The organism is Shouchella tritolerans, from assembly GCF_025770735.1.
GTDB lineage: Bacteria > Bacillota > Bacilli > Bacillales > Bacillaceae_D > Shouchella > Shouchella tritolerans.
Map to the genome: position 1 here is coordinate 741,246 of NZ_JAODPB010000001.1, position 18,125 is coordinate 759,370.

Sequence of the window (18,125 nt, forward strand, 5' to 3'; positions counted from 1 at the left end):
GGTTAGTGACATGCTAAGCAATGCTGGGGCATACGTATTGCCCCATAGCGATAAGTGGGTTTTAAAAGCAAATGGCAACGAACACGTCATATTTGTATCGGTACCATCAGAACCAGCACCCGAGCGAGGATTTCCCGTGTTGTATTTGCTCGATGGCAATGCAGTGTTTGCCTCGATGACAGAGGCGCTTCGCCTCATGACACGGCCGCCACATGGTTTTTCTCCCGCGGCTGTTGTCGCCATTGGTTATGAAACCGATGGCCCGTTTTGTAGGGAAAGGCGCTTTTTTGATTATACCGTTTCTGCTACACCAGCGGAGGTTGGCACAGGCAAACATGGCGATCCTTGGCCGCCATCAGGCGGGGTAGACGTTTTCCTCTCTATGTTGGAAAAACAGCTAATGCCTGAGCTAGAGCAAAAATATACCCTTGATCCAACAAAACGAGCATTTTTCGGCCATTCCCTCGGCGGGCTTTGCGTTCTTCATACGTTATTTACGAGAAACCACTTGTTCGACACGTATATAGCAGGAAGTCCGTCGATTTGGTGGAAAAACCGCTATATTAAAGACACGGCAGCCGCGTATTTAGCGGAGGCAGGAAAACACGATACTGCGGCGCCGATGAAAAAGCTACTGCTTGGTGTAGGCGAAAAGGAAAAATCCCATATGGTCGAGGATGCGATCGCTCTTCATGCTCATTTAGCAAGGAATGAATCCAACATTCAACCAACCTTTTTCTCCGTGCCGGAAGCTGGACATATGAGTGTATTGCCTACGCTGATAGGAGAAGCAATTCGTTTCTTTTTGGCTAATGGAACGGAGTCTGAACATTTATAGGAAACCGCCAGTAAGCTCAACAAAAGGGGGGCTCGTTCCAAAAATCGACAAGGGACAGGTCGTATTTTTTGAGAAAATCGCTTAAAAAATTTCCACCTTTAAACCCTTGCTAATTTTTCTTTTGTCCGTTTTGTCTAGCTTACCGAAAGCCAAACTCAGTAAAAATAAAATTTTTATTGTCTTTCGGTTTTCTAGTGTAACGGACAAAAGCACTAAATAAAAAAAGACACGAGATTATTTTCTCGTATCTTTTATGACACAATCGCGCCCTTTAATTGAATAACATGTCTTTGACTTATTATGATGCTTTTGAATAACTTGTGAGAAAGTCTATAAGTTTCCTGTCGACAGTTTTAGCCCCTTGACCAAGCCATATTAAATGACCCCATGATTCAAGTATACATAACTCTGAATGTGGAATTTGTTGATGGGCATAATGGGGGTGTTCTAAGGAAACTGCGCCATCAAACTTACTATGCATGATAAGGGTTGGGCATGTTATATTCTTTAAATCCTTCGATGTGATTTCCTTTGTTTGTAACAAATCAATTAAAAATCCATATCCTGAGCGCTGTCTGTTATTCATCTTTCTGATTTCTTCAATATCCCCACTCACAACCTTCTTATTAATTTGTTTATTAGGAAGTTTACTGAAGGAGGGAGCCATTTTCCTAAACATAAACTTTGGAAAACAGTTAGTCATAGTTGAAGTAAGCCTCCATGTAATTTTTTCTAACCGAGGATGGAATAAAACCTGTGCCACTTTATAAATCTTGTCTGTGGGAGTATGCCACTCTTTTGTAACAGCACTTTGTAGTGTCAATGTTTTTACTCTCTCCGGGTAATGGGAAGCAAAATATAGCCCACTTGGTCCGCCGGCGGAAACTCCAATTAGATGAACCTTTTCAATTCCTAAATGATTTAACAGCTTCACATAGTATTTGCAGGCTAGGGATAAACTTTCCCCAATTTCTTTTGAAGTTTTTCCATACCCAGCCCTTGAGGGTGTAATGATCATGAAATCATTCTTAATGAGTGAACCATACCCAAATTCTTCATAAGAATTTGAATGACCACCGTGTAACACTAATATTGGTTCACCCTGTTTCCCTGTGATTGAATATTCGATAGTTTGTCCATCCACAGTATATGTACCTAAAATCCTATCCACTATTCCACATCTCCTTCACATATACTGAGGTAAGTTAATTATTATACAATCTGGCCCGATTGCTGAACAACTTTACTTGACTGTAGCACGGTTTATAGTTGTTACTTGTTCCTTTAAAAATCGTTCAATTGCTTGCTTTACTTCACTTCACGCTCATAAACGTCCTCTGTCGTATCTTATAGGTACGCAAAAAAAATTTTCAAGTTCTTTATAATCAATAACAGCTTTTTTATCAATCCTTTATAAAATAATTTTTCCGTTCTCAATTCCACATTGCAATAATAGAAAAACCATCTTCATCTGCTTTTTCTCATCAAACTTACTGGCGATTCAAGGTGTAGCCAACGCTACGTTGCTTGGCCCTCAATTTATCTCATATACGTTTCTCAGTCGTTTGTACAGCTTTAGTTGGTAGAGGTCAATAATTGGGCAAGTACGTCCTTTAATACTGCCGTGCCTTTTACACAGTCGTCAAGTGAGGTAAACTCCTCTGGACAATGGCTTCTTCCGTCAACACTCGGCACAAAAATCATGCCTGTATGGGGGACATGGCGGCCGACAATCATCGCATCATGCCCAGCGCCGCTAGGGAGAGTCATCGTAGGCAAGCCTAGCTTTACTCCACTTGCTTTGATCGTCTCTTGAATAAATAGAGAGATGGGAACAGGGGCGATATCGGTTAATACTTCATAGGAAAAGTCCAGTCCTCGTTTGGCGGCAATCTCCAAACCGGCCGTTTGAATGGCTTTTACTAAGCGGTTGCGTTGTGCAAGCTCAATGTCGCGAATGTCAACAGTAAGTGTCACTTCACCGCTAATCACATTCGGCGTATTTGGATATACCGTTTGTTGGCCAACGGTAGCGACAGCGGTTTTGCTGAACTGGGCAGGGAGGCTTTCAATCGCGACCAGCCATTCTGCTCCAGCAACAGCTGCGTCTTTGCGCATGCCCATCGGCGTATTTCCGGCATGGTCGCTTTCGCCTTTAAATGTGCCCTGGAGCCATAGCGGGCCAGCAATACCGCTAACGACACCAATTGGAATATTTGCTTTTTCCAGCTGTTTGCCTTGCTCAATATGCAATTCGATGAAGGCATAAAAGTCTTCGTGCTGCCGATGGGCTTTTGCTAGTTTGTGTGGGTCAAACCCTTGATTTTTTAAGGCATCCACTAACGTCACACCATCTTTGTCAGAGTAGCGTTCAAGGTCAGCCTCAGAAAATTCGCCCATCATCACTTGCGAGCCATAAATGCCAGTTGGAAATCGAGATCCTTCCTCGTTTACAAAAATAATCCATTCCAACGGGCGGGGAAATGGCTTGCCTTCTTCTAGAAGCGATTCAATTGCGCATAGGGAAGCAATCGCGCCGAGAGCGCCATCGAACGCCCCACCGTTGACAACGGTATCAATATGAGAACCAGTTGCTACGGCGCCTAGATCAGGCCGTGTTCCTTCTAACCGGCCAATAAGGTTCCCAACCTCGTCCTCTCGCATTGTAAGCCCAATACGTTTCCCCCATTGCGTGAGCAGTCGTTTTGCGTGTGCTTCCTCGTTGGTATAAGCAAGCCTCGTCACCCCTCCTGCTTTCGTACGGCCAATTTGCGATAGGGCGGTGAGGCGGGCTGCGAGTTTGTTCGGCTGGATGCCATTGAGCGCTTTTATATGCGTGGCATCATCGTTGAATTGTTGGCGGATAAAACTCATATTATGCTCCTTTTTCATATAAATGGTCGTCTCCCCTTATTATACACAGCCAAAGCGAGTTGTCTTTCTAAATAAGTCGAAGTCGATTATGATAAGGAAAGAGATATCGTAAAAAAGGAGGAAAAGGGATGCAGAAAACCGCCATCCAAGTCATTAAAGGGCAGGGTTTTCCAAGCGGCGAGCAGCTTTCTGTTCGTGGAGGTCGCATGCTCATTGGCCGGGCAGGCCCTTCTGTCGATGTTGGCTTTGTCGATCCTTATATTTCACGCAAGCATGCTTTAATAGAAGAAAAAGACGGCCATTATACAATAACAGACTTGAATAGCAAGCATGGTGTGGAAGTGAATCGGCTGCAAATACCACCAGGCAAGCCTTTTCCTCTGCACCACAGTGATTCGATCACATTGGCGAAAGGGGCAGCGGAGCTGACATTTTTGCATGGAAGCGAACAACGCCAAGAACAAACGCGAGAATTAGATGCCGTCACTGACCATCGTTTGATTGTGCACAAGACGAAGCGGCAGGTCATTGTCGGTGGCAAGCGCCTTGCATTGAGCGGCAAACATATTGAATTGCTATTTTGCCTATATGATAATCGCAATCGTGCCGTCAGTTATGAAGAATTGAAAGTTAATGTTTGGCCAGAGCGTATGGTGGCACAAGGCGGATCGGTGCCTGATGTCGAAAAAGAAGAAGTGAATGCACTTGTTTATCGGCTTAGGAAGAAGCTAGGCGTTTACAGCAGCATGATTGTGACAGTCCCGAGGTACGGCTATATGCTTGATATAGGAGAAGGTCGCTCAAAGAAAGCTTGAATCGGACATCGTAAGATTCTGAACATTATTAGGGAAACGTCAGGAAAGCATCATCTTCATGCCATGTTAATAGAGGTAGCGTCTTGCTATGCTCAAGGGAGAAGATGAGGTGAAAACAATGAAGAAGGCAATAATGGCTGCGAGTGTTTTAGGTCTAGCTGGTATAGTAGCATTTATAGGCGAAGGCCAACCAGCAGATGAACCAACATTCGCAAAAGAGATTCCGAAACTAGAGGAAATTGAAGCGGAGGAATATTTTTCTGGCCATGATGGTACTTTTGTTCTTCACGATTTACAGCAGGACCGTACATTTGTGTACAACCATGAGCGTGCAGAAAAAGCATTTCCACCGCAGTCGACTTTTAAAGTCGCAAATGCCCTAATTGGCTTGCAAACGGGGGCGGTGAAAGATGAATACGATATAAAGTACTGGGACGGCATTGAAAGAGAGCTTGACGTCTGGAATAAAGATCATACACTTGGATCTGGGCTGAGGCATTCTGTCGTTTGGTATTACCAAGCGCTTGCTAGGGATATTGGCGAAGAACAAATGCAAAAATGGCTTGATGCCATTTCTTATGGCAATCGCGATATCACGGGTGGCATTGACCAATTTTGGCTAAGCAGTTCGCTTGAGATTACCCCTCTTGAGCAAGCTGACTTTATCAGCGATTTATATCACGAAGTACTTCCGTTTTCAAAAGATGCGATAAAAACGGTGAAACGTATGATGATCGAGGAGGAAGGCGACCATTATACCCTTTATGGAAAAACGGGGCAAGGGCCGAATGTTGGCTGGTATGTCGGCTATATAGAATCTGGCAATGGCACGTATGCGTTTGTGACAAACTTAGATGGCACCAGTGCACACGCCAAAGAAATTACGTTGAGTTTGTTAGAAGAATTTCACTTAATCGGCGGGCCATGATAAACAGAGCAGACAGGGCGATATCCGAGGTTGTCGACTTTGTTGACAACCTCTTTGTGGTCATCACGATAAATAGGCATAGTCAGACTTACACGATGCGCCTCTAATCCACGTCTTAAAGGCTTTTCACTTCTTCCAGCAATGCTTTTAGTTGAGCAATGGCTTGCTGGCAGCAGGAAACATCACTAGAAAGAAGGGTGATTGCTTCATCAATCCGTTCTTTGTAGTGTAGCGGCTGAAGTGGAAAGGAAGAAATCATCATGACCGCTTTCTTTTCATTAATACAATATACTTCATTTTTAGCGAAGAGGACTTGATTTAGACAGGCAATTGCTCGGTAGCCATGCCCCATTAAGTACGATAAATCGTTTTTATCAACATTAGCTTCCATAAACATGAGGGAAAATGAAGCTTCAAACGCGAAAAACTGGATAAGCGTCTGTTTCATTTTTGTTGGATATGGGTCAGTCAATGCTTTCAATTGTGCGAGTCTTCCAAAAGGATCGGTTTGAATACGAGAGATGGCTAGTTCACCCATATACATAGCATTGGCATAACCGTGTGGATGTCCTGTTTGGTAATGCATAGTGATGGCTCCGTTACGGCAATCGGCAATGACTTGTTCGACCCGTCTGATGTCACGCAATATGAGATCAACGTGATAGCCATTAATAACAAGCCAAGCACCGGCATTGACCCACTCACCCCACTCCCCAAGGGCAGTAACAACACGCTCCTCTCCGTTACAATCTTGTAAAGCACGAACAGACCGATCAAGCTGTTCGGTCGTAAATCCTTGGCTGAGGTCATAATAGATGCCAATATCAATGTCAGAATCGGCGCTGTAGGTGCCTCGAGCGCGAGAACCGCCAAGGACGGTACCAACAATTCCAGGCACAGTTTTTAGTTGTTCGCCTACTTTGGCAACTAGTTCGTTTGGATCCATGGCTTTTGTGCTCCTTCCGCTAAAAGGTTTCGCAAACAAAACAAGCATACACAATAAGCAGTCATTGATCAAAGCGAAGCGGAAAAAACTGGACAAAACCATACAATACTGCCGATAAAAAAGAGAAGTGTGCAAATAAGGAGGGGGCAGACCGATGTTTCTAAGAAAAGCGAACAAACAGGAAAACATGCAATTGAAAAGGGCACCAGACCCTATAAAAATCGAACTGGATGAAAGTGAAATCCAAAAACAAATTGGGTTTATCGGCTTAAATGCAAGTGACCTCGAATATATACACCTCTTGTATCCACTTGTAAACGAACATATTGCAACGATTACTGAAGCCTTTTACGAGAAGTTGCTTGAACAGCCCCATTTACGGCAGTTGGTAACGACTTATAGCAGCATTGACGCATTAAAACAAACATTAAAACAACATATTTTAGAAATGTTTGAAGGAAAGGTGGATGCCGCTTTTTTTGCTAAGCGTAAACGGATTGCTCAAACCCATGTTCGAATTGGTCTTAAAACCAAGTGGTACATTGGCGCTTTTCACAACTTGCAGCTAGAATTACAGCAGATGATCGTCAAACACCTCAAACCTGGCAATGAACAATTTCTTGCTTTCTGCGCAGTTGGGAAGCTTATCAACTTTGAACAACAGCTTGTTTTAGAAGCATACGAAGAGGAAGAAAGGCGGATCCGTTTAAAATTTGAGACTCATAAAGATACGTATATCAGGCAAGTGCGCCATGCTCTCCAAAACATTGAACATTTAATCGGCAAAATGGAGCAATCTGTCCATAAAGCAGCCGTCCAATCCCAATCAATTGAAACATTAACCCACAAAGGAAAATCGAATTCCGAGCGCTCATTAGATGCTTCAAAAAATGGCCAGCAGCAAGTGGACAGGCAGAGCGGCCATATGGGTCACATCCAAGCATGTATAGAACAAATTGAAGCTAGCATGAATGAATTGACGGCGTTATCTGTACAATTTGAGGACGTAAGTGCGAACGTTAAGCAAATGGCAGACCAAACGACACTATTGTCTCTGAATGCGAGCATTGAGGCGGCACAAGCGGGGGACTACGGAAGAGGGTTTGCCGTGGTAGCGGACCAAGTCCGCAAATTAGCAATGAAAACCAAAGACTCAAGTGGCCACGTAGCCAGTTTAGTGTCAGACGTCCATGCCCAAAGAAAGCTCGTTGAACATTCGATTGCGGAAGTGGTCCAGGCCGTTGAACAAGGAATCTCTAGTATGGAAACGACGGAGAAATGCTTTGAACAGATTCTCCATTTTGGGCAAACAAATGAAGTCCACTTTGGCGAAATTCAAAGCAGTGTTAGCCTATTGCATGTATCAATAGCGGAACAAATGAAAGCGGTTGTCTCATCATCAGCTGCTGCGATCGAACAATTGGCCGCTCAGACTGCAAATTATGAACAAACGATCGAGAAAAAGACAGAAGATGAGGAAACGACTTAATCGGGATGTCCGCGAATGCTTCTCAAACGAGAACGACAAGTGGAATAGCCGTCCTCTACTGCCATAAAACAGCTGATAACGATCAAGAAAATAAAATTCAGTAAAAACGGCGGCGATGGCTGCAACCTGAAACCTGAAAACCCTTTGGGCTAGAGCGTGTTTTAGTCGATCGATTTACGGGATGAGCGCATCTGGACGGAGTGCCTTTTGATGAGTTCATGTCGGATGATACGTCCTGAACTTGCTTGCCCCGTTGCAATTGAATCAAACAGCAAGTTTGCAGCCGTTTTGCCCATGCTAAAAAAATGTTGTGAAACGGTTGTTAAAGGGGGAACGGCCATTTTTGCGAGCTTGGTGCCATCAAAGCCGATAACGGAAAGGTCTTCTGGAATGCGAAGTCCTCTTGCAGCAGCGGCGGACATGGCACCGATGGCGAGTTCATCGCTTGCTGAAAAGACAGCTGTCAAATTCGGATGATTGGTGTATAGTTGTTGAAAGGCTTTCTGCCCATCTTCAAAATAGAACCCTTTGTCCCAAGCAACTTTCGTAGGCACATAAGCGATTCCCGCTTCCTTTAGCGCCCGTTTGTAACCGGCCATTCGTGGCGCCCCAGCCAACAAATCAGACGGGTTCCCGCTGATCATGCCGATCTCTGTATGGCCTTGCTGAATGAAATAATGGACCGCATCATAAGCAGCCGTCTCATTGTCGACTTGGACGGCTGGTATAGTCGGGTCTTCCGAATAAGCAGAAATGGTGACAACAGGCACACCGATTTTACGGACGATCGCTACATATTCCAATGTTAGCAGTTGGCTTGCAAACAAAATGCCGTCCACTTGCTTTTCTTGCAATAATTTTAAGTACTCTTTTGTTTTATGGCCGCTAGAGGCTGTATTGCAAATGACGATGCTTTGCCCTCTGGCATGTGCAGCTTCCTCTATGCCTTGGAGGATTTCAGCGCTGACGAGCCCCGATATTTCTGGAAACAAGACGCCAATCGTATTGCTTTGCTTATTAATGAGGCCGCGGGCAATGGCATTAGGGGAATAACCCATTTCTTCGATTGTTTTTAGCACATGTTGTTTGGTTTTTAGGGAATAGCCAATCCCGTTGTTTAGCACGCGGGAAACGGTTGCAATCGAAACGCCTGCTTCTTTGGCTACATCTTTAATGGTTGGTTTATTCAATCACGTCATTCCCCCTAAAACACACTTTCCTGAGTTTAGTATGGAAGCGTTATGATAAATAGTCAAGCGCTTCGAAGCAACACGAGTACATCCACTGTACTCGTGTTAGACTTTGGACAAGTGCTCGAATACTCGGCATTTGCCTCGGTCATATGCTTGCTTATGAAACTACGTGTTATTCGTATCTTCCTAGCCCTCCACTTTTTGTCTACAAGCGTTCTCAGTATGAATCGTTAAAACTCTTCATATTCGGCAGGGTCCTGGTTTTGGATGCGGCCGTTGACTTTTGTTAGTCTATTTATTTGCTCCATTTCTTCTGTGCTTAGGGAAAAATCGAAAATCGATATGTTTTCAAGTTGGCGTTCAGGTGAAGCCGATTTTGGCAACGGAATCGCCCCAAGTTGTACATGCCAGCGTAATATAATTTGCGAGACGCTTTTTCTGTGTGTAGCCGCAATTTGTTTGATCGCTTCGTCTTGTAGAACGGTGCTAGCGCGGCCGAGAGGGCTCCATGATTCAGTAACAATGTGATGATTGTTATCCCAAGCACGTTGGCTTTCCTGAGAAAAATAAGGGTGAAGTTCAATTTGGTTAATGCTTGGCATGACGCCCGTTTCCCGTTCTAATCGCTCTAAATGTTCAGGCAAAAAGTTACATACGCCAATTGAGCGAATAAGCCCCCATTTTTGAGCATCGATTAACGCTTGCCATGCTTCTACATATAAGTCGGTTTTTGGGTTCGGCCAATGGATTAAGTATAGGTCATAATAGTCCAATCTCGCGCGCAGCAAAGATTCTTGAATGGTCACGATCGCTTGCTCATATGCTTGTCGCCGCCCTGGCAGCTTTGAAGTGATGCGCAACTGTTCCCTTGGGACAGAACTACGCCGAATCGCTTCTCCGACAGCTCCCTCATTCTCGTAGTTGAAGGCCGAATCTAGCAGACGATAGCCAATATCAATCGCACTTACCATTGCATTGACGCCCGCTGCTCCATTCAACGCATATGTGCCAAAGCCAATAGCTGGCAACTGCAACCCATCTTTTAGTGTGACAGTTGGGATCATCTTAATCACTCCTTGTCTTTTGCCAATAGTCTAACATTGAACATTTATAAACGTCTAACCAAAGCGTTTGTTCTTTGCCGACTTTGATTGCTGTTGACGCTTTGCTTTGCTGCTGCTATAGTATTGATGATAATGATTTTCATTCGCAAACAAATATAACGGAGGTACTCGGTTCATGAAGGTTCCTGTTATTTTCAGCTCTTTCCTTGCGACCGTACTTTTGCTTGGAGGCTGTGGCAATACGAGTTCAAACGAAGGGGAGGAGCCTAGTGGCAATCAAAACGGCGCAGCTGAGAGCGGAGAGATGCGCACATATACGGCTCCCAATGGAGAAGAAATAAGCATACCTGAACATCCAGAAAGAATTGTCACTGATTTTTATGCTGGCGAGTTTTTGGCGGTTGGTGCAAATGTAGTCGGGGCAGGTTCTTGGAGTTTTTCGAACCCGTTTATTGAAGAGGAGCTTAAAGACATAAAGGATGTGGGTGATCCGGTTAATACAGAAGAGGTTCTTGAGCTTGAGCCTGACTTAATTGTTGTGATGGACGAAGAACAATACGAGACGCTTTCTCAAATTGCACCAACCGTTGTCATTCCATACAATACAGCTAAAAATGTTGAAGAATCGTTGCAACTGTTCGGCGAACTAGCAAATGCTGAAGCAGAAGCGGATCAATTTCTAGACGGTTTTAATGAAGAGGCGGAAGCCGCTAGAGCCCGTGTAGAGGAAGTAGTAGAAGACGATGCGACATTTGGCATTTATGAATTGACGGACAAAGGCGATTTCTGGGTATTCAATGATAACGCCGGCCGTGGTGGGCAAGTGATCTACAATGCACTAGGTTTAAAGGCGCCGGAATCGATTGACGAAGAAGTAATTAAAACAGGGGAAATGAAACAATTGTCTACGGAAGTTATTCCTGATTACGCGGCTGATTATATGTTTATTACCGACTACCATCCTGAAGGGGACAGCAAGCTTCCTGAGATGGAGTCTTCTCCCATTTGGCAAGGGCTTGAGGCAGTCAAAAACAATCGTGTGTTTATCAATGATTTTGATACATTTTATCCGTATGACCCGATTTCTGTCCGTGGACAAATCGATTTAATTGCTGACATGATTGTAGAACGTGCTGAAAATAACGGCCAGTAGGCATTGGACAAGTTTATACGATTAAGCGATCTCGCTGTTCCATTTCGGTGGAACAGCTTTTTCCGTTTTCATTTACCGGGGCTTGATTTGCCAGCAACTCTTTGCCAGTATACAATGAAAGAAAAAGAGGTGTGAACGGTTGTCAGCTCCTACGCCGGAAATCATCGAGGCTGTTTCGTTTATCCAGCGAAACCTCCATGAATCGCTTAGCTTAAACGTGATCGCCAAACATGTCGGATATAGTCCATATCATTTTGTTCGAAAATTCAAAAATGAAGTGGGGATCTCGCCGCTTTATTATGTCTCTGCCCTTCGTTTAGATAAAGCGAAAAGCCTGCTCGTCCATACAAATTTAGGGGTACGGGACATCGGTTTGGAAATCGGCCAGCAAAGCCTTGGTACGTTTACGACTCGCTTTACTGAACGAGTAGGGTTGAGCCCTGGCCGTTTTCGTGAATCACTGGCTAGTGCAGAAGGACATTTACAAGCTCTGCAAAGGCTGCAAAAATGGCCTTCGACTCGCGCGGCTGCCTCTCCTTTAAATAGCGTAAGCGGAACCATTACAGCAGGTTCGCCGTTTTCAGGTGTTGTGTTCGTCGGCTTATTTTCAAAGCCAATTCCTGAAGGGTTGCCATGTTACGGTACATTGCTCTCTGGCAGCGACGATTTTTGTTTTTTGAATGTTGCCCCTGGGACGTATTATTTGCTGGCAACAGCCGTTTCATGGGGGATGGAAGGCAAAGACTTTCTACTTCCGCAACAAACATTACGCGGCCGCTTAAAGACAGCGATTGTTATGCGTCCATTTGCGGCTGTAGATGGGATTCGTCTACAACTTCACCCTCCTAAACAGGATGATCCGCCGATCTTGATTTCCTTGCCATTATTAATGAACCAATTTCTGATCGAACAGCGCAATTGGTGAGAAATGGCCGTTTATTCTGTTTGGTAAGATGAGGGTAACTTGATTCAAGGAGGCGAAGACATGAAAACAGAGCAAGCACAGTTTGAACAATTGTATGCAGACTTAAATGAGGCATTTGCCAAAGGGGACGTTGATTTTATTCTTAGCCATGCGGCGGAAGACATCCGTTGGGAAATGATAGGGGACTCTGTAGTTGAGGGGAAAGAGGAAGTTGCCAAAAGGCTAGAGTCAGTAAAAGGAATTGTGAGCGAAGAATTTACGACAAAACGCATCATTGCTTCTGGGCGTAGCGCCGCTATCGAAGGGACAATGCTGTGCCCAGATGAAACAGGAACGAAAAGGAAAGCGGCCTTTTGTGACCTATATACACTCAATGAAAAAGGAAAGATTACGGATTTAACCGCCTATTTCTTTTTTTTATAAAAGAAGATCGTTTCCGAGAACAACGCCTGGTTACGCCAGGTGTTGAGGTTGTCGACAAAGTCGATAACCGCCCTCAGACTGATAGAAAACGCTTGTCAGACGAGGAGTGCAGCCGAGGGAAGATGCGAATAGAACGGGGGTTCATGAGTAGATGAGTGAGGCAAACGACGAAGTATGCGAGCGTTTGTCTACAGTCTGAACGCCTGGTTACGCCAGGCGTTGATTGTGTCATAAAATTTCGTGCTTGTTTTTTTAAGCGTTTGCATGTATGATTTTAATAATCTTGCAATTGATTTACGATAATCAAACGAAGGCGAAGAGGGAAGAAATGAAAGTCACAGCAAAAGAAATATCGAAACAACTAGGCGTTTCGATTGCTACAGTGGATAGAGTTCTGAACAATCGCGCCAATGTCAGTGAAAAAATGCGCAAGCGCGTATTGGAAAAGGCGGAGGAAATGGGCTATGTTCCTAACCGGATGGCCAGCATTCTCTCACGAAAAGTAACCTTTCATGTCGCTGTCGTTTATAAAGAATATCCAGCATACTTTTGGGAGCAAATTGAGGCAGGCATTGCCCAAGCTGAATTAGAACTGCGGGACTACGGGGTCACAGTCCACCGTTTTCGCCTCCCAGTGGAGGCATTTACCGAATCACCGGAACGGATTCAAGAAATATTGGCAGATGAAACCATTGACGCCGTTGCAATCGCTGCCCTTGGCGATGCAGTTTCCCCGTATTTAAAGGCGAGTAAAAAACCTATTTGTACGTTTAATGTAGACGCACAAAACAGTGGGCGCTTATTTTATGTTGGCTGCGATTATCACTCGTCAGGAAGGTTAGCTGCTGAATTAGTGGCAAAGCTGGTCCCAGAGCAAGGAAAGGTTGGCGTGCTGTTAGGCGGAAATAATGATTACCAAGCACGGGAGAAACTAGAAGGCTTTCGTGAAGGTCTACGGGAATTTAGGCTGGAGCTTTGTAAGGCGATTCGCCTTGAAGAACATGACTTGCCCTTCCAGCCAGGACAGCAATGGCAGAAAGAAGTTACTGGTTTGGATGGGTTATATGTAGCTACAGCAGAGTTAGGGAATGTGGCCGACTTTTTTTCAAAATACCCTGAACATCAAGTGGCGGCATTGGTTGGCCATGATATGAATGATTTGATCTACAAGCATCTTCATACGCAAATGATTGCCGCAACGATCACTCAAGACCCAGTCAGCCAAGGCTACTTAGCAATCAAAAAATTGTTTTCTTTGATGGTGCTCGAGGAAGAAGACGCTAATCAATCAACGATTACGAAACTGGAAATTGTCATGAAAAACAATGCCTCGTACTATACTTAATCATTGGGTTATATATTCCAATGATTAAGTTGTTTCTATACTTTGTTTTGATTATCGATAATCAATTAACTGAAAAATGGAGGTAAAGGGAATATGTTAAAAGCGATTCAAGTGGGAGTAGGGGGGTTTGGACTTTCTTGGTTTGAACTGCTCCAAACTTACCAGCATGCAGAGGTGGTAGCCATTGTCGATCCCCTCGAGGTGAATGTGCAAGCGGCATTAAAACGGGCAAATTGCAGTGTTTTATCTTTTGACAGTCTAGAAGAAGCCATCGCAAAAGTGGAAGCGGACTTTGTGTTAATTGTGACGCCGCCAACTACTCATGCCGATTTGGCGAAGACAGCCATCAAGGCTAAACTTCATGTCATGATGGAAAAACCATTGACAGACACGCTTGAGGAAGGAAAAGCATTACTGGCATTTACGAAAGCACACGCACAAAAAGTGATGGTTAGCCAAAATTATCGCTATCACCCGCAAATCCAGACGATCAAAGCGCTACTCGATCAGCAGTTGATTGGAAAGGTGGAATATGGCGATTATTATTTTAACCGTGCCACTCGTTTTGGCGGTTGGAGGGACGAATATGCCGACATTCTTTTGCAAGACATGGCGATCCACCATTTTGACATCCTCCGTTTTTTGCTAGAAAAAGAGGCGGTTGAAGTGACAGCAGCAAGCTTCCGCCCAACATGGAGCTGGTTTAAAGGCATGCCCAATGCCCATGTAGACATCTTGTTTGAAGATGAAGTGCGAATAAGCTATACCGGTAGATGGGCTGGAAAAGGGCGTAAAACCCCTTGGAATGGAGAATTGCGTCTCGTAGGAAAAAAGGGGGCAATTGAACTAGTCGACGACCGCGTTTACATGTACAAAGGTGAGGAAGATGAACCAACTGAGATTCAGCTTCAAACGAGTTTGTTGCCAGACCGTCTGCTGTCGCTTGATGCATTTGTTGCCGCTATTCGCCATGATACGGTGCCACCAACATCGATTGAAGACAATGTAAAAAGCCTTGAATTGACGTGGGCGGCGATTGAAGCGGCAAAGTCAGGGAAGAAATGGACTTGTTGAGAACGGATTATACTCGTTAAACAGGGAGTGTTTCTTTATGAAAATAGCATGTGTAGTCACGTTGGCATGTTTGCTGTCACTTAGCGTTGCCGCTTGCAATGAAACGGCCTCGAAAGAACAAACTACTTTGACATGGTGGGATACGTATGGCAGGGACGGCACAGAACAATCAGTCATCAATGCGATTGCCAAATATGAGAAAGCCCATCCTGATGTCAAGATCGAGCGCGTTTCTGTTCCTTTTTCAGAAATGCAGCGTAAGCTCCTCTTAGCGATGGTTGGCGGGGAGCTTCCAGATATTATGATCGTTGATAATCCGAACCATCAAGCACTCTCAGCGGCGGGGGCAACAGCTGATATTACAGAATTGGTTGAGCAATGGGGAGAAGCAGACGAGTATTTCGAAGGTCCGTGGAAATCAACGATGTACCAAGGCCGGAATTTTGGCATTCCATTTGGAAGCAACAATTTAGCGCTCTTTTACAACAACGACTTGCTAGAAGCAGCGGGAGTGAAGCCGCCTTCGACATGGGATGAGCTGAAAGAGGCTGTTCCTCATCTTGCAGGCAAGACGGACGGTTACCCATTTTCTGTAGCTGCTGTCCGCAGTGAGGAAGGCGCCTTTCAATTTCTCCCTTTTTTATGGCAGGCAGGCGGAGATTTGGACCAGTTGGATAGCGAGGCAACGAGAGAGGCACTTGAGCTTTGGAAAGGGTTTATTGATAGCGGTTACATGTCCCGTGAAGTTCTGTCGCTCAATCAGCAGGATATTGCCTTGCAATTTGTAAATGGGAATACAGCTATGATGGTAAATGGGACTTGGCAAGTTGAGCAATTTCGCGACTCGCTCGAATTTGAGTGGGGCGTAGTCCCTCTCCCAGCGGCTGAGGCACAGGCAACCGTCATCGGCGGCGAAAATTTTGCGATTGGCAGTTCTTCAGAGCATATTCAAGAAGCGTGGAATGTGATCACATTTATGCAGGAAGAAGAGGTGCTGATGCAAATGGTAAAAGACAAACATTACTTGCCAGCGAGAAAAGACTTAATCCAAGACCCCTATTGGCAAGAAGATAAGATGTATGAACCGTTTGCTGACAGCATGGAGTTTGCCAGGGCAAGGGCATATGGCGAACAGTATCCAGCCATTTCCAACGAAATACAGAACATGATTCAAGGAGCGCTGTCTGGATCAATTCCTATTAATGAAGCGATTCAGGAAACAGCCAGTGAAGTGAACGCCCTGTTTGAGAAAAACCAATAATAAGCTTAGGGGGAAAGCGAATGGAGTCGCCACTTTCAGCCGTAAAACGGCCACGTTCGTTCAAACCGAAGAAAAGGCTGCAAAAAGATATAGTAGGAAAGTATATGTTTGTGTTGCCTGGGCTGCTTTTTTTAGCTGTTTTTATGTTGTTCCCAATCGGCTACAATGTATATTTGACGTTTCATAATGTAACTGTATTCAACATTATGTCTGGCTACGAATTTACTTGGTTTGACAATTACAAGGCTGTTTTAACGGACACGGTGTTCTTGCAATCGGTGAAAAACTCAATTGTGTTTACGACATTATGTTTGCTATTCCAGTTTGTCGTCGGACTGGCCTTGGCGTTATTTTTTAATAAAACATTTCCAGGCCGCGGCCTATTTCGAGCGCTCCTTTTAATGGCCTGGATGATTCCCCTTGTGATTACCGGTACGCTGTTCCAATGGATGTTCGCTGGCGAACACGGGATCATCAACCATTTTCTGTTGTGGGCAAACATCATCGAAGAGCCAATTTATTGGGTGTCGAACGAGCAGACGGCCCTTTACAGCACGATTATTGCAAACATTTGGATTGGCATTCCATTTAACATGGTCATTTTGCTGGCAGGACTCCAATCGCTGCCAACAGACATTTACGAAGCAGCCCGTGTAGATGGGGCTTCGAAATGGCGGCAGTTTTTTGCGATTACATTGCCTCTGCTAAAACCGACGTTGTTCATTTTGGTCATGCTCGGCATCATTTACACATTCAAAGTATTTGACATCATTTTGATTATGACAAAAGGCGGGCCGCTGTACGCTTCAACTGTCATGCCGTTTTATGCCTATGAACAAGCGTTTATTAACTACAACTTCAGTATCGGCGCTACGATTACAACCGTGATGCTTGCTTTGTTGATTGTTGTTTCGCTTATCTATTTACGGATTGCCAGTAAGGAGGATGCAGCATGAAAAAACGGTTTGTAGAAAGCCAGTATGTAGCCAGTGTCATCGGGCTTATTTCAACCATGCTGTTTTTGTTTCCTGTTTATTGGATGGTTGTCACGTCCATTAAACCAATGTCAGCGATTTTTGCGATTCCTCCACAAATCATTCCACGGGAGGTGACTACGGAGGCCTATATTGACAATATTTTAAATAACCCAGAGATTGTCCGTTTTTTTCTCAATAGTGTCGTGATTGCACTAGGCACATTGGTTCTAACATTAGTGCTTGCTGCTCCTGTTGCTTACGCGTTAGCAAGGCTTGACATTAAGGGGAAGGGAGCCATAATTGGGGTCATGCTTGTAGCACAGATGCTGCCGAGCATCATGCTGGCACTGCCATTTTTCTTGTTGTTTTCTCATTTAGGGTTGTTAAATCATTTTATCGCTCTGATTTTGGCCAATACAACAACGGCGCTGCCGTTTGCCGTCCTTGTATTACGTCCATTCTTTATGTCCATTCCGCAAGGGTTAGAAGAAGCAGCAGCTATTGATGGAAGCAATCGTTTTTTAACGTTTGTGCGGATTATTTTGCCGTTGGCAAAACCAGGGCTGTTAACAGTCGGTGCATTTGCATTTTTGTTTGCCTGGGGTGACTTGCTGTACGCCCTTATTTTGACAACCGATGAAAGCATTCGACCGCTTACAGTCTACTTATATACGTTTGTTGGCCAGCACGGAACGAATTGGAACAGTTTAATGGCAGTTTCTTTCGTGGCCATTATTCCGATTATCTTGATTTTTATTGCTTTTCAAAAGCATATTGTCGAGGGCATTGCGTCTGGTTCAATGAAGTAAATAATGGGAGG

At 44.5% G+C, this 18,125-nt stretch carries 17 protein-coding genes; 12 read left to right on the plus strand and 5 right to left on the minus strand.

Annotated elements, in window-relative coordinates; all coding sequences use genetic code 11:
- The first annotated feature begins 10 nt into the window (after nucleotides 1-10).
- A complete protein-coding gene (locus N6H06_RS03445) occupies nucleotides 11-838 on the plus strand; it encodes an alpha/beta hydrolase (RefSeq protein WP_062745646.1) in 828 nt (275 codons plus the stop codon).
- A gap of 298 nt (nucleotides 839-1,136) precedes the next feature.
- Here the strand turns inward: N6H06_RS03445 and N6H06_RS03450 are convergent, their stop codons facing one another.
- Nucleotides 1,137-2,009 carry an alpha/beta fold hydrolase gene (locus tag N6H06_RS03450; protein ID WP_263705643.1) on the minus strand — a complete coding sequence of 291 codons (873 nt, stop codon included), beginning with the start codon at nucleotides 2,007-2,009 and terminating at the stop codon, nucleotides 1,137-1,139.
- A gap of 404 nt (nucleotides 2,010-2,413) precedes the next feature.
- On the minus strand, nucleotides 2,414-3,730 hold the full coding sequence (locus N6H06_RS03455; RefSeq protein ID WP_238583285.1) for a Zn-dependent hydrolase: 1,317 nt from the start codon (nucleotides 3,728-3,730) through the stop codon (nucleotides 2,414-2,416).
- Between the two features lie 110 nt (nucleotides 3,731-3,840).
- On the opposite strand from N6H06_RS03455, the gene N6H06_RS03460 reads away from it, so the two are divergent.
- Nucleotides 3,841-4,527, plus strand: a complete 687-nt coding sequence (locus tag N6H06_RS03460; protein WP_263705644.1) for an FHA domain-containing protein — start codon at nucleotides 3,841-3,843, stop codon at nucleotides 4,525-4,527.
- A gap of 118 nt (nucleotides 4,528-4,645) precedes the next feature.
- The gene (gene blaOXA / locus N6H06_RS03465; protein WP_263705645.1) at nucleotides 4,646-5,455 is read left to right on the plus strand and encodes a class D beta-lactamase; all 810 of its coding nucleotides are present in this window, start codon (nucleotides 4,646-4,648) and stop codon (nucleotides 5,453-5,455) included.
- 115 nt (nucleotides 5,456-5,570) lie between these two features.
- Here the strand turns inward: blaOXA and N6H06_RS03470 are convergent, their stop codons facing one another.
- The gene (locus tag N6H06_RS03470; protein WP_062745653.1) at nucleotides 5,571-6,401 is read right to left on the minus strand and encodes a nucleotidyltransferase domain-containing protein; all 831 of its coding nucleotides are present in this window, start codon (nucleotides 6,399-6,401) and stop codon (nucleotides 5,571-5,573) included.
- Nucleotides 6,402-6,555: 154 nt separating this feature from the next.
- Between N6H06_RS03470 and N6H06_RS03475 the strand changes: the two genes are divergently transcribed.
- Nucleotides 6,556-7,890, plus strand: coding sequence for a globin-coupled sensor protein (locus N6H06_RS03475; protein ID WP_263705646.1), 1,335 nt, complete (start codon nucleotides 6,556-6,558; stop codon nucleotides 7,888-7,890).
- 161 nt (nucleotides 7,891-8,051) lie between these two features.
- Here the strand turns inward: N6H06_RS03475 and N6H06_RS03480 are convergent, their stop codons facing one another.
- Both N6H06_RS03480 and N6H06_RS03485 read right to left on the minus strand, forming a co-directional pair.
- The gene (locus N6H06_RS03480; protein ID WP_212954361.1) at nucleotides 8,052-9,080 is read right to left on the minus strand and encodes a LacI family DNA-binding transcriptional regulator; all 1,029 of its coding nucleotides are present in this window, start codon (nucleotides 9,078-9,080) and stop codon (nucleotides 8,052-8,054) included.
- Nucleotides 9,081-9,313: 233 nt separating this feature from the next.
- Nucleotides 9,314-10,147 carry an aldo/keto reductase gene (locus tag N6H06_RS03485; protein WP_404830325.1) on the minus strand — a complete coding sequence of 278 codons (834 nt, stop codon included), beginning with the start codon at nucleotides 10,145-10,147 and terminating at the stop codon, nucleotides 9,314-9,316.
- A gap of 175 nt (nucleotides 10,148-10,322) precedes the next feature.
- On the opposite strand from N6H06_RS03485, the gene N6H06_RS03490 reads away from it, so the two are divergent.
- From N6H06_RS03490 to N6H06_RS03525, 8 genes are all read left to right on the plus strand, one after another.
- Nucleotides 10,323-11,300, plus strand: a complete 978-nt coding sequence (locus tag N6H06_RS03490; RefSeq protein WP_263705647.1) for an iron-hydroxamate ABC transporter substrate-binding protein — start codon at nucleotides 10,323-10,325, stop codon at nucleotides 11,298-11,300.
- Between the two features lie 139 nt (nucleotides 11,301-11,439).
- Nucleotides 11,440-12,225: a helix-turn-helix transcriptional regulator gene (locus tag N6H06_RS03495; RefSeq protein WP_062745662.1), complete on the plus strand. Its 786-nt coding sequence runs from the start codon at nucleotides 11,440-11,442 to the stop codon at nucleotides 12,223-12,225.
- A gap of 60 nt (nucleotides 12,226-12,285) precedes the next feature.
- Nucleotides 12,286-12,648, plus strand: coding sequence for a nuclear transport factor 2 family protein (locus N6H06_RS03500; RefSeq protein ID WP_062745664.1), 363 nt, complete (start codon nucleotides 12,286-12,288; stop codon nucleotides 12,646-12,648).
- Nucleotides 12,649-12,976: 328 nt separating this feature from the next.
- Nucleotides 12,977-13,993 carry a LacI family DNA-binding transcriptional regulator gene (locus N6H06_RS03505; RefSeq protein WP_062745666.1) on the plus strand — a complete coding sequence of 339 codons (1,017 nt, stop codon included), beginning with the start codon at nucleotides 12,977-12,979 and terminating at the stop codon, nucleotides 13,991-13,993.
- Nucleotides 13,994-14,086: 93 nt separating this feature from the next.
- The gene (locus tag N6H06_RS03510) at nucleotides 14,087-15,067 is read left to right on the plus strand and encodes a Gfo/Idh/MocA family protein (protein WP_263705648.1); all 981 of its coding nucleotides are present in this window, start codon (nucleotides 14,087-14,089) and stop codon (nucleotides 15,065-15,067) included.
- A gap of 37 nt (nucleotides 15,068-15,104) precedes the next feature.
- Entirely contained in the window at nucleotides 15,105-16,328 is a 1,224-nt protein-coding gene (locus N6H06_RS03515) for an ABC transporter substrate-binding protein (RefSeq protein ID WP_263705649.1), read from the plus strand.
- A 20-nt stretch (nucleotides 16,329-16,348) separates the two neighbouring features.
- Entirely contained in the window at nucleotides 16,349-17,284 is a 936-nt protein-coding gene (locus N6H06_RS03520) for a carbohydrate ABC transporter permease (RefSeq protein WP_263705650.1), read from the plus strand.
- Entirely contained in the window at nucleotides 17,281-18,114 is an 834-nt protein-coding gene (locus tag N6H06_RS03525; RefSeq protein ID WP_062745672.1) for a carbohydrate ABC transporter permease, read from the plus strand. Before N6H06_RS03520 ends, N6H06_RS03525 begins: the two co-directional genes overlap by 4 nt.
- Nucleotides 18,115-18,125 lie beyond the last annotated feature (11 nt).